Here is a 12,369-nt window from a genome sequence, read left to right as displayed (position 1 = left end):
TAGCTCAGCCGGTTAGAGCACTTGACTGTTAATCAGGGGGTCGTTGGTTCGAGTCCAACTTCGGGCGCCACTTTCAGAAACCTGCATCGCGAGATGCAGGTTTTTTTTGCTCTACAGAGTCAGCGCTCCTCGCCAGAACGCCACCAGTGTGGCGATCGCAACGGCCAGGATGGCGCCGAACAGCACCCACTCCCAAGGCGTGAACACCTGTTCGCCGCGCTGGCGACGGGTCAGCGCGAACAGCGCCACGCCCGGCACATACAACAGCACCGACAGCAGCAGGTTGTGCAGGCCACCGGCATACACAAGCCACAGCGCGTACGCGCTCGCCAGCAGCGCGACGCTGAAGTCGCGCCAGCGGATTCCTGCTTCGCCGCCCGCATAGGCCTGGCCACGCCAGGCCAGCTGCACGCCGAATGCCGTGGACAGGAAATAGGGCACCAGGCTCATCGATGCAGCCAGCAGTACCAGGCCGGTATAGCTGCCGGAATTCACCAGCACCAGCAGCAGGAACAACTGGATCAGGCCGTTGCTCAGCCAGAGCGCATTGGCCGGCACGCCGCGCGCATTCTCGCGGCCAAGGAACGCGGGCATGGTGCCGTCGCCGGCAGCCGCATACAGCACCTCGGCGCACAGCAGTACCCAGGCCAGCAGGGCGCCAAGCACCGAGATGATCGAACCGATGATGATCACGGTCGCGCCCCATTCGCCGACGATGGCGCGCAGCACGTAGGCCATCGATGGATTGGGCAGGGCGGCCAGCTCGGCCTGCGACAGCACGCCCATCGACAACAGGCTCACCAGGACCAGCAGCAGCCATACGCCGAGAAAGCCGATCACGGTCGCGCGCCCTACATCGGCACGACGCGCAGCGCGCCGGGAATAGATGCTGGCGCCTTCGATGCCGATGAACACCCATACGGTCACCAGCATCATGCCGCGCAGCTGCTGGCCGAGATCGCCAAGTGCGGGGGTACCCAGGAAATCGGCGCCGAACACGTCCATGCGGAACGCGCCGGCGGCCAGGATGAGGAACAACGCAATGGGCAGCAGCTTGGCCACCGTGACCAGGCCGTTGACGATGGCGGCAGTGCGCAGGCCGCGCAGCACCAGCAGGTGCACGGTCCATAGCAACAGCGACGAGGCGGCCACCGCTGCCGGCGTATTGCCTTCACCGAACACCGGCATGAAGTGGCCGAGGCCACTGAAGATCAGCACGAAGAAGCTGGCGTTGCCGAGTACCGAGGCAACCCAGTAGCCCCATGCCGCGGAGAAGCCGATGTAGTTGCCGAAGCCTTCCCGCGCATACGCGTAGATGCCGGTATCGAGGTCCGGCCGGCGGTTGGCCAGGGCCTGGAACACGAAGGCGAGCATCAGCATGCCGGCGCCACTCACCGCCCAGCCGATGATCGCGGCGGCCGGACCGGCGCTGCGCGCCACGTTCTGTGGCAGGGAAAAGATGCCGGCGCCGACCATCGAGCCGACCACCAGAGCGGTCAGTGCAGCCAGGCCCAGCCGTTGTGAGGTCGCAGCCATGAATCTCCCCTGCGGCAGCGCGGCCGCAGGGGCACAGTAGCGGCAGTGCCGTGAAGCCGCATGCAACATCTGCAACGACGGAGGCCCGGGCATGTGCCCGGGCCTCCGAAGGTGATGCTGCAGCGACGATCAGTTGAAGGTGTACTTGGCACCGACCGTGAAGTAGCGGCCGATGGCTCCGCTGAAGTGCAGCGGGTTGTAGTTCACGCCGCCATAGGTGGTCGGATCGAGCGGTGCGATGCGATCAAACACGTTCTGCACCGATGCGTTCAGTTCAAAGGCTTCGGTGATGTTCCAACGACCGGACAGGTCGAAGGTGGTGAACGAGGAGATCTTCTCGACCGGCGAGCCATCCTCGTAGAACGCCAGGTAGTCGCCGCCACGGCGGTCCTTGTTCTCCAGCTTGCTGATGTAGTTGGCGACGCCGCTGACACTCCACGGGCCCTGCCTCCAGGTGGTGCCGAAGTTGATGCGGTCCTTCGGCGTGCCGATGCAGTTGGTGACGTCGCAGTTGCCGTGGGTGCCGGCGTAGTCGACCGTCACATCGGCATCGGTGCGCTCGAACTTCAGCACATGGCTCCACTGCAGATCCATTTCCAGCTGGCCCGGACCGATATCGAAGGTCTGGCGGATATCGGTGTCGATACCGCGCACGCGGGTGGAAGCGGCGTTGATGTACTGCGTGTTGACCGCCAGGATGCTGCCGGTGCCGGCAATGCCGTTGAGCAGGTTGGTGTCGCGCAGGACGTTGCCGGCGGCAATGGCGTCGGCGGTGCTGCCCTGGGCGATTTCGTTGGTGCGCTTGATCTGCCACGCATCCACCGTCATCGAGGTGGAGGAGGTCGGCTGCAGCACGATACCCACCGAATAGCTCTTGGATTCCTCCGGCTTCAGGTCGCTGTTGGGGCGGGTGATGATCGCCACCGAGCGTGCGGTGCATTCGGCTTCACTGATGGCGCAGCGCACCGGGTCGCGGGCGTTGGAGAAGGCGGCCAGGCCACCGTCGCCGTTCTCGGCCGGGTTCGGCGCGCGGAAACCTTCGGCGTAGCTGGCGCGCAGCGCGATCCAGTCGGCCGGGGTCCACTTCACGCCCAGCTTCGGCGTCGCCTTGCCTTCACCGCTCTCGTACTTGTCGTAGCGCAGTGCACCGGACAGCTCCAGCTGTTCCAGCACCGGCGCGGACAGTTCGACGTATCCGGCGTACACGTTCTGGGTACCGTCATAGGCCGAGTAGCCCAGGCCGATGATGTCGCCGGTGTCGGTGAACGTCTGCGGGGTCAGGCTGTTGCTGGTCTTGCGCCACTCGGTGCCCATCGCCAGGCCGAGCGGGCCACCCTTGAGGTCCATCAGGCTGCGCGACACGGTGAAGTCGAACATGTCCAGGCTGGACTTGGCGCGTGCACTGATCTCCGGCGAGATGAAATCGTACAGCGCCTGCGAGTTGAGGTTGGCGTTGTCGCCGATGCGCCATACGCCACCGGCACAGTTCGGGTTGGCCAGTGCACAGCGGACGTTGTCGTAGTGCAGGAAGCCGGTACGACGGTTGATCAGGTCGGTGCCCGAGTGCAGGTAGGCGGTGTCATAGTTCCAGTCGCCCCAGTTGCCCTTGACGCCCACCAGGAAGCGGTTGAACTCGTTGGTGTTGTTGGTCACGCGCGGACCAACGTCCCAGGCCGAATAGCGCAGGCGCGAGGCCTGGCCGGGAATCGGGTTGTCCGGATGATCCGGGCCGAGCACGGTGGCACCGGAACCGCTGTTGGCGTTGACCGGTCCTTCCGGGTAGCCCCAGCCGCCGGACACGCCCGAGGGCGTGTTGCTGAAGGTGGTTTCCTTCTTCGAGTAGCCGATCTCGGTGTAGATCTCGCCGCCTTCGCCGAAGGCGAAGCTGGCACGTCCGAACACGTTGATGTACTTCTCTTCCGGGCTCAGGTCACGGAACTTCTGCGCCGGATCCCACAGGCAGCCCTGCTGCTGTGCGGTCGCATCGGTCTGGCCGGGAATGCTGGTCAGATTGGCACAGCCCGGCAGCGCCACCAGGAACGCGGGATTGTCGTCGTCGACATTGCGGTCGTCGAACACCGAGCCGTTCGGGCCAACGCCACCGGCAGTACCACCGGACAGGTAGGCACCGCCCAGGAACTGCGCGTCGGCGGCGGAATACCCCCAGCGACGGATGTCACCGGTGCCGATCCACTTGCGGTTCTTGCGATCGCCGATCTTGATCGCGTCGGTCTTGCCGACGTCCAGGCTGAAGAATGCGTTCCAGCCATCGGTGGCCAGGTCGCCGGTGCCTGCGGTCAGCGTCGCCTTCTTGGCATCGCCGTCGCCGTCGCCGGAGACGCCGTAGGAACCGCGCAGGATCGCGCCCTGGAAATCGCTGCGCAGGATGATGTTGACCACGCCGGCGATGGCGTCGGAGCCATAGATCGCCGATGCGCCGTCCTTCAGAACTTCCACGCGCTCCACCGCATCCAGCGGAATGGTGCTCAGATCGGTGAAGACCTTCTGGCCATCGTCAGCCAGGCCGTAGGTGGCCATGCGGCGGCCATTCAACAGCACCAGCGTCGAGCCGGCGCCGAGGCCACGCAGGGAGATGCCGGCGCCGCCGCCGGCAAAGCCGTTGCCGAAGGTCTTGGGAATCGAGCCGGAACCGTCGGCGGTCAGGGTCTGCAGGTATTCGGCGACCGTGGTCTTGCCGGTGCGGTCGATCTCCTGGCGGGTCACCACCTGCACCGGGGACGGTGTCTCGGTATTGGTGCGCGGGATGTTCGAGCCGGTGACCGTGATGCGGTCGAGATTGGTGGCCTGCTCCTGGGCGAAGGCGGAGGAGGAAACCACGGCGCCGGCCAGCAGCAGGGTGCTGCCGGTAAGGATGTGAGTGATGGACGATGCCAGGGTGTCACGGCGGCTGGCGGGCCGATGGATCGGGTGTTTCACAGCTTCTCTCCTAACTGGAAAACCTTGCGTTGAGGGCTGTCGCCGGATCAGGTCCGGGACGGGCCAATCTAGGTTTCCGGCAGGTGACGGAGTCGTGAAATTTTGCTTAATCGGCAGCGCGCGGACGGGCGGTGTGCGGATTCGCAAACCCGGTCGCGGATTCCGGCCCGGCCTGAGGCCGGGCCGGTGCAGCGGTCAGTCGGGCAGCGAGAACTGCACCGGCACCATGCCGATGGCAGGCACCGCCACGCCGTCATGCTGGGCGGGCTCAAACCGCCAGTGGCGCAGCACCTGTTGGCGTGCGGCCTGGTCCAGGCTGCGCGAACCGCTGCTGCGTTCGATGCTGACCGCAACAGGCTGGCCGTTGCTGTCCACTTCCACGCGCAGCAGGACCGTGCCCTGTTCGCGGTTGCGCAGCGCGGGGATGGGATAGGCCGGGGGCGGCGCACTGCGGTACTGCAGCTGGGCTCCCGCCAGCGGCGTAGCTGCCGCGAGCGTCGGCGGCGCCATCACGGCGGTCGGTTCGGCGGCCGGCAGGACGATGCCCGGCGCGTCTTCGACCGTTGCGGTGGGGGCTGGCAGCGCCGGTGCGGTCGGCACCGCCTGGGAGCGGGGGGCGACCTTCACCTGTTCGGGTTCGGTGGGCAGGATCGGCGGAGGTTCCGGTGTCTCGACCTTTTCGATCCAGCGGACCGTGGTCGTGTCACGCGGGGCCTGTACCGCCTGGTAGGTGGCGGGGATGAGCAGCAGCAGCAACGCCAGCAGATGCAGTGCGATGGCCGCGCTCCAGGCGGCGATGCGGGCGGGGTCGAAGTGCGCGGATGCAACGGGATACGTACGAACCATGGTCCATCTCCGTGCCAGTGTCGAAAGACGTCAACGCACCAGGGCCGCCATCGGGGTTTGCCGCACGCGGCTGGCAGCCAAGCATTAGCGCGTCGTGGCCGCCATTGCCTAGAGGCATGTCAGGCGATGTTGAACTGGCCTTCATCTACGCAACGGGGCCGGAGACCTTTCCGCTGGAAAGGCATCCGGCCCCGTGGGCAGCAGATCAGGGCAGGGCGCTGTCCGGCGGACAGTGCCCCCGCCGTGCCGGGTCGTCAGCGACCCAGCTCGAACACCACGTCCAGGTTGACCGAAACGGTGGATTCGCCCGGCGCGACCGGCGTGGCCTTGTCCATGGCGGCCGAGGCCATCTGTGCCCGCATCATCGGCACCGGGCGGAAGCCGCCGTTGCTGTTTTCAGAGATGCTGACGATGCGGCGCACCTGCAGGCCCAGCGACTTGGCATAGGTCTGGGCGCGCGCCTGTGCCTTCTTCAGCGCGGCCAAGCGGGCTTCGTCATAGACCGGCTCCGGCTGGTCGATCTCGAAGCTGGGGCCGTTGATCTGGTTGGCGCCCTGGGCGGCCAGCGCATCGAGCACCCGGCCCAGCTTGGCGATGTCGCGGACCTTCAGGCTGACGGTGTTGCTGGCCTGGTAGCCGGTGATCTTCGGCGCTTCGTTGTCGGCATAGCGGTACTGCGGGTTGAGGCTGACGCCGCTGGTCTGCACATCGCGCTCGGCGATGCCGGCCGCCTTGATCGCGGCCAGCACCTTGTCCATCTGCTGCGCATTCTGGCGCATGGCGCTGTTGCCGTCGGCGGCCTGGGTGACCACGCCGGCCGACAGGGTGGCCACATCCGGCACACGGGTCGCTTCGGCGTTGGCCGAAATGTTCAGTAGGGTGCCCTCGGCCGGGGCGGCGATCGGCGGCGGCGGGGCGGCATGGGCGGACATCGAGGCTCCAAGGGCGAGGGACAGGGCAAGCAGCAGCGGGGAGGCGGTCAGGCGCATGGGATCTCCTTGTTGTGGCGTGAGGGTGGTGTCGTAGCGATGAACGCGCTGTGAGTCCGTTCGGGGTTGAAGGCACGCGGGAGCAGGTTGCCGACGATTCAGGCGGCGGCCTCAGGTTATGCTGTGCCGATGCTCTATCTTGCTTCCCGCTCCCCCCGACGCAACCAGCTGCTGGCCCGACTCGGACGCCCCTTCCAGGCGCTTGACCTGGAGGTTGTCGAGCAGCGCGCGCCCAGTGAAAGCGCCGAACAGTACGTCTGCCGGGTTGCGGCCGACAAGGCGCGCGCCGGGTTGGCCCGGGTGCTGGCCGATGACCCGGACGCACGGGTGCTGGGCTCGGATACCGAGGTCGTGCTTGATGGCGAGGTGTTCGGCAAGCCGGTCGATGCCGCCGATGCCCGGGCAATGCTGACGCGCCTGGCCGGACGCACGCACCAGGTGATGACGGCCGTGGTGGTGGTCGGCGCGGCCGGGCTGGACAGCGAACTGGTGGTGTCCGAGGTCACGTTCGCTGCGATCGGCGCCGCCGACATCGCCGCCTATGTGGCCACCGGTGAGCCGCTGGACAAGGCCGGGGCCTACGCCATCCAGGGTGGGGCCGAGCGCTGGATCGAACACCTGTCCGGCAGCTACTCCGGTGTGATGGGGCTGCCGCTGCTGCACACCGATCGTCTGCTGGCGCGCTGCGGCGTGCCGGCTCCCATTGCCAACGCCGCCAGGGAGGCTGCAGATGTCTGAGGAAATCCTGGTCAATGTGACCCCACGCGAGACCCGGGTCGCGGTGATCGAGAATGGCATGCTGCAGGAACTGCACATCGAGCGCGGCTGGCGCCGGGGTGTGGTCGGCAACATCTACAAGGGCAAGGTGCAGCGGGTGATGCCGGGCATGCAGGCCGCCTTCGTCGAGGTCGGCCTTGAGCGCGCTGCGTTCCTCCATGCCAACGACGTGGTGCGGCCAGCGCCGGTGGCCAGTGCCGACACCGAGAACACCACGCTACCACCACCGGCCAGCGTGCCGATCGTCGAGCTGCTGCGCGACGGCCAGGACATCGTGGTGCAGGTGGTGAAGGATCCCATCGGTACCAAGGGCGCGCGGCTGACCACGCAGATCAGCATCCCGTCGCGCTACATGGTGCTGCTGCCGCAATCGAAAGTGGTGGGCGTGTCCGCGCGCATCGAGGATGAGGCCGAGCGCGCGCGCCTGAAGGCGCTGGTGACCGAGTTGTCGGCACAGCACGGCGGCTACGGCTACATCGTGCGCACCAACGCCGAAGGGCAGCCGGCCGAAGCCATCGCCGAAGACATCGCCTATCTGTCGCGGGTCTGGAACGTGGTGGAGCGCCGCGGCCGCGACGCCACCCCCTGCAGCGTGATCTATGAAGACCTGAGCCTGCCGCTGCGTTCGGTGCGCGACCTGATCCGCAAGGATGTGGACAAGGTGAAGGTCGATTCCAAGGAAACGTTCGCGCAGCTGCAGGCTTTCGTGGCCAAGTATATGCCGGTGCTGGCCGAGAAGCTGGAGCTGTACTCCGGCGATCGCCCGATCTTCGACATGTTCGGCGTGGAGGACGAGATCGGCCGCGCGCTGGACAAGCAGGTGCCGCTGAAGTCCGGTGGCTACCTGGTGATCGACCAGACCGAAGCGATGACCACCATCGACGTCAACACCGGGTCGTTCCTGGGCCAGCGCAACCTGGAGGAGACGGTGTTCCGCACCAACCTGGAGGCGGCGCAGGCCGTGGCCAGGCAGCTGCGCCTGCGCAATCTCGGCGGCATCATCATCATCGACTTCATCGACATGGACGATGCCGAGCACCGCCGCCAGGTGCTGCGGACCCTGGAAAAGGCGCTGGCGCGGGACCATGCCAAGACCACGGTCTACGACTTCTCGCCGCTGGGCCTGGTGGAGATGACCCGCAAGCGCACGGTCGAAAGCCTGGAGCGCCAGCTGTCGGAGACCTGCCCGCAGTGCAGCGGTCGCGGCACCATCAAGACCACCGAAACGGTCACCTACGAGATCTTCCGCGAGATCACCCGCGCGGTGCGCCAGTTCGATGCCGCGCGCCTGCTGGTGATCGCGTCGACCAAGGTGGTGGCGCGCATCACCGATGAGGAATCCGCGGCGGTGGCCGAGCTGGAAGAGTTCCTCGGCAAGAGCATCCGCTTCCAGGCGGATGAGCAGTACCTGCAGGAGCAGTTCGATGTTGTGCTGCTCTGATCCACGCCGGCCGAAGGTCGGCGGCGGCCGATGAGCGCGCCGCCGCGCCTGCGACTGCGAAGGATCCGCCGTCATCTCATTGCTGCCTGTGCGGTGGCCCTGGTCGGGCTGGCGCTGCTGGTGGGCACCTTCAGCCAGCTGCTGCCGCTGGCCGAGCGACACCCCGACAGGATCGCCGCCTGGTTGAGCGAGCGCGCAGGCCAGCCGGTCCGTTTCGACCAGCTGGACACGGCGTGGACCCGTCGTGGCCCGCTGCTGCAGCTGAAGGGCCTGCGCATCGGCGCCGGGCAGGGCCTGGCGGTCGGCGAGGCTGAAATCCTGGTGTCGATGTACAGCGGCCTGCTGCCGGGCCGTTCGTTGACCGAGCTGCGTCTGCGCGGCCTGGCCCTGGATCTGCAGCAGAGCGAGGACGGTCGCTGGTCGGTGCGTGGCCTGCCGCAGCCCAGCAGCGGTGGTGACCCGCTGGAGGCGCTGCGCCGGCTGGGCGAGCTGCAGGTGATCGGCGGCCGGCTGGGCGTGCAGGCCCCGGCACTCGGCATCGACACCGTATTGCCGCGCGTCGATCTGCGCCTGCGCGTCAACGGCGACCGCCTGCGGGTAGGCGTGCGGGCCTGGGCCCAGACCGACGCACTTCCGCTGACCGCCGTGCTGGATGTGGACCGTGTGCGTGGCGACGGCGAGGCATGGCTGGGCGCCGATCCCATCGATTTCCGCGCTTGGTCGCCGTTGCTGGCGGCCGGGGGCGTGCGCCTGCGTGAAGGACGCGGCGAACTCAATGTGTGGCTGACCCTGCGCGATTTCGTCCCCGTGGCGCTGACCACCGATTCGGATCTGCGGGATCTGCGCATCGACGGCGCACCGATGCCGGGGCTGGCAGTGCCGCGGCTGCAGTTGCAGCGCATGCAGGCGCTGCTGCGCTGGCAGCGGCAGGCGGACGGATGGGCGATGCAGGTACCGCGCCTGCGGCTGGTGGACGACACCGGCGCGCAGCAGCTTGATGGACTGCAACTGCAGGTCGGCACGCAACTGGGCATCCGCAGCGGGGCGGTGCAGGCCGGCACCGCGCTGCGTGCGCTGGCGCTGAGTGACCGCCTGGACCCTGGCCTGCGGCGCTGGCTGTTCCTGTCAAAGCCGCAGCTGGATCTGCGGGAACTGCAGCTGGCCGGCACGCGCAACGGTCCGCTGTGGGCCCAGGGCGAGCTGCAGTCGCTGGGTTTTGCCAGCGTCGGTGACGCACCTGGCTTGCGTGGGCTGGGCGGCCATTTCGAAGGCGACGCCGATGGCTTCCGCCTGCAGCTGCAGCCGCAGCGCGAGCTTCAGTTCGATTGGCCGACCGGCTTCGGCGTGCGCCATGACCTGCACCTGGCAGGCCAGGTGGTGGGGTGGCGCGACGAAGGCGGCGGCTGGCGCATCGGCACGGCCGCCCTGCGTGTGGAAGGCACGGATTACGCAGCCGATCTGCGCGGTGGTGTCTGGTTCCAGGGCAATGGCACGCGTCCGTGGCTGCAGCTGGCGGCCAAGCTGGACGATGTACCGATGACGGCCGCCAAGCGCTTCTGGATCCATTCCAGGATGAGCAAGGGAGCCACCGACTGGCTGGACATGGCGCTGGCCGGCGGCCAGGTGCGTGATGGTATCGGCCTGGTCACCGGTGACCTCGACGACTGGCCCTTCGACAACAACGACGGGCGGTTCGAGGCCACCGGCCATATCACCCGCGGCGACATCCGCTTCCAGCGCGACTGGCCGCTGATGAGCCAGGTTGACGCCGACATTGCCTTCATCGGTCCTGGCTTCCACATGCAGGGGCGCGGTGACCTGGCAGGCGTGCCGGTGCAGCACTTCGAGGCCGGCATCAAGGATTTCGGCCAGCAGCCGCTGTACGTGCGTGCCGATACCCGCAGCGAAGCCGGAAAGCTGCTGGCGCTGCTGCGGCAGAGCCCGTTGCACCAGGAATACGGCGAGACGCTGGACAACCTGACCGCCACCGGGCCGGCGCAGGTGACCTTCGACCTGCTGCAGCCGCTGCATGCCGACGAAGGGGGAGGTCACCTGCAGGGCACGGTCGATCTGGCCGGCGTGAAGCTGGTGGAGAAGCGCTTCGCGCTGGAATTCGACAACATGCGTGGGTTGGCCCGCTACGGCAACGGTGGTTTTGCCGCCGAGCAACTGGCGGTGCGCCATCTGGGCCAGGACGGCCAACTGAGCCTGCGCGCGGGTGGGTTCGTGCGTGACCCGAAGCTGGCCTTCGAGTCGGAGCTTTCGGCGCGCCTTGATGCAGGCGTGCTGATTGACCGCGCGCCGGAAATGGCCTGGCTCAAGCCCTACGTCACCGGTACCTCGCCCTGGACCATCGCTGTCAACCTGCCGAAGGTCGCGCAAGGTGCGCCTGCTCCTCCCAGCGAACTGCGCCTGCGCTCGGATCTGGCAGGCACGCGCCTGGATCTTCCCGCCCCGCTGGACAAGCCCGCCGACGAGCCACTGGCCACCACCGTGACTGCGCAGCTGCCGATGGGGGATGGCCGCATCGACGTGGCGTTTGGCCAGCGCCTGGCCCTGGCCGCGCGCAGCCATAACAATCAGACCGGCGTGCAGGTGACCCTGGGCAGCGGCCAGGTCGACCGCGAGCCGCCTTCCAGCGGGCTGGCGGTCAACGGTCACAGCCCGACCCTGGACGCGTTGGAGTGGATCGGCCTGGCCCGCGGCGGAGACGGCGACGGCGATCCGATGCCGTTGCGGGCGATCGACGTGCAGGTCGGCCGCTTGATGCTGATCGGAGGGGTGTTCGAGCAGACCCGCCTGCAACTGCGCCCGGGCGCGCAGGCGCTGGATGTGCGCCTGGACGGCCCTTCGCTGGCTGGCCGCCTGAGCGTGCCCAATGCCGAGGGCGGCACCATCAGCGGCCAGCTCGACCGGGTGTACTGGCAGTCACCGCCGGCCGCGTCCGGTGCGCCAGCGGCACCGGCCCGGGTGCAGGCCGGCGCCAACGACATGGATCCGGCCAAACTGCCGTCGTTCGCGCTGGACATCGCCGACCTGAAGTTCGGCAAGGTGGCGCTCGGCCAGGCCGTGCTGCGCACCCGCCCGCGAGGCAACGGCCTGGAGGTGCAGACCCTGCGCTTCCGCGCGCCCGACCAGGAGATCGATATCACCGGCCGCTGGCTGGGCAGCAGCAGCGGCGCCCGCACCGAGCTGAACGCGCAGGTGCGCAGCGAGGATCTCGGCGCGCTGATGCAGAATCTCGACTACGGTGGCCAGCTGCGTGGCGGCGCCGGCCAGGCGCAGCTGCAGGCGTCGTGGAATGGCGGGCCGTCGGACTTCCAGCTGGGCAATCTGCAGGGCCAGCTGGATATCCATGCGCGCAACGGTCAGCTGCTGGAACTGGACCCCGGTGCCGGTCGCGTGCTGGGTCTGCTCAGCGTGGCCCAGCTGCCGCGGCGGCTGATGTTCGACTTCCGTGATTTCTTCTCCAAGGGCTTCGCGTTCAATCAGATCGAGGGCAGCCTGCAGTTCGGCCAGGGCGTGGCCCGCACCGACAAGGTGCTGATCGAAGGGCCTGCGGCGAACATCACCATCCGCGGCCAAGCCGACCTGCGCCAGCAGCAGTTCGACCAGACCATCGACGTCAATCCGCGTGCCGGCAATCTGCTGACCGTGGTCGGCGCAGTGGCCGGTGGCCCGGTCGGGGCGGCGCTGGGGGCGGCGACCAATGCGGTGCTGTCCAAGCCGCTGGGTGAGATCGGCGCCCGTACCTACAAGGTGACCGGTCCCTGGAAGGAGCCGAAGGTGGAGGTGATCGAACGCAGCCGCGAACGGACCCCGCCGGCTCCCGCACCTGCGCCG

7 protein-coding genes are annotated in these 12,369 nt (G+C 67.7%); 3 read left to right on the top strand and 4 right to left on the bottom strand.

Going from position 1 to position 12,369, the window contains the following annotated elements; genetic code table 11:
- Positions 1 to 111 precede the first annotated feature (111 nt).
- From QMZ25_RS11940 to QMZ25_RS11925, 4 genes are all read right to left on the bottom strand, one after another.
- The gene (locus QMZ25_RS11940) at positions 112 to 1,536 is read right to left on the bottom strand and encodes a basic amino acid/polyamine antiporter (protein WP_065174868.1); all 1,425 of its coding nucleotides are present in this window, start codon (positions 1,534 to 1,536) and stop codon (positions 112 to 114) included.
- Between the two features lie 129 nt (positions 1,537 to 1,665).
- Positions 1,666 to 4,473, bottom strand: coding sequence for a TonB-dependent receptor (locus QMZ25_RS11935; RefSeq protein ID WP_065174869.1), 2,808 nt, complete (start codon positions 4,471 to 4,473; stop codon positions 1,666 to 1,668).
- A 195-nt stretch (positions 4,474 to 4,668) separates the two neighbouring features.
- Positions 4,669 to 5,319, bottom strand: a complete 651-nt coding sequence (locus QMZ25_RS11930) for an energy transducer TonB (protein ID WP_053516772.1) — start codon at positions 5,317 to 5,319, stop codon at positions 4,669 to 4,671.
- 254 nt (positions 5,320 to 5,573) lie between these two features.
- Positions 5,574 to 6,308: an SIMPL domain-containing protein gene (locus tag QMZ25_RS11925; RefSeq protein WP_053516775.1), complete on the bottom strand. Its 735-nt coding sequence runs from the start codon at positions 6,306 to 6,308 to the stop codon at positions 5,574 to 5,576.
- Between the two features lie 129 nt (positions 6,309 to 6,437).
- Between QMZ25_RS11925 and QMZ25_RS11920 the strand changes: the two genes are divergently transcribed.
- The 3 genes from QMZ25_RS11920 to QMZ25_RS11910 form a co-directional block, all read left to right on the top strand.
- The gene (locus tag QMZ25_RS11920; protein ID WP_065174871.1) at positions 6,438 to 7,046 is read left to right on the top strand and encodes a Maf family nucleotide pyrophosphatase; all 609 of its coding nucleotides are present in this window, start codon (positions 6,438 to 6,440) and stop codon (positions 7,044 to 7,046) included.
- Positions 7,039 to 8,526, top strand: a complete 1,488-nt coding sequence (gene rng / locus QMZ25_RS11915) for a ribonuclease G (RefSeq protein ID WP_053516779.1) — start codon at positions 7,039 to 7,041, stop codon at positions 8,524 to 8,526. Before QMZ25_RS11920 ends, rng begins: the two co-directional genes overlap by 8 nt.
- Before the next feature lie 30 nt (positions 8,527 to 8,556).
- A partial coding sequence (locus QMZ25_RS11910) for a YhdP family protein (RefSeq protein ID WP_283219686.1) occupies positions 8,557 to 12,369 on the top strand: 3,813 nt, incomplete at its 3' end.

It is taken from the genome of Stenotrophomonas sp. RS-48 (assembly GCF_030053245.1).
In the GTDB taxonomy this organism is placed as follows: domain Bacteria; phylum Pseudomonadota; class Gammaproteobacteria; order Xanthomonadales; family Xanthomonadaceae; genus Stenotrophomonas; species Stenotrophomonas maltophilia_P.
This window is presented reverse-complemented; position numbering and strand designations above follow the sequence as displayed.

What these genes read in the sequence shown, in the direction of transcription:
- QMZ25_RS11940 (WP_065174868.1), bottom strand. Translation starts at nt 1,536, where the DNA reads ATGGCTGCGACCTCACAACGGCTGGGCCTGGCTGCACTGACCGCTCTG.
- QMZ25_RS11930 (WP_053516772.1), bottom strand. Translation starts at nt 5,319, where the DNA reads ATGGTTCGTACGTATCCCGTTGCATCCGCGCACTTCGACCCCGCCCGC.
- QMZ25_RS11925 (WP_053516775.1), bottom strand. Translation starts at nt 6,308, where the DNA reads ATGCGCCTGACCGCCTCCCCGCTGCTGCTTGCCCTGTCCCTCGCCCTT.
- QMZ25_RS11920 (WP_065174871.1), top strand. Translation starts at nt 6,438, where the DNA reads ATGCTCTATCTTGCTTCCCGCTCCCCCCGACGCAACCAGCTGCTGGCC.
- rng (WP_053516779.1), top strand. Translation starts at nt 7,039, where the DNA reads ATGTCTGAGGAAATCCTGGTCAATGTGACCCCACGCGAGACCCGGGTC.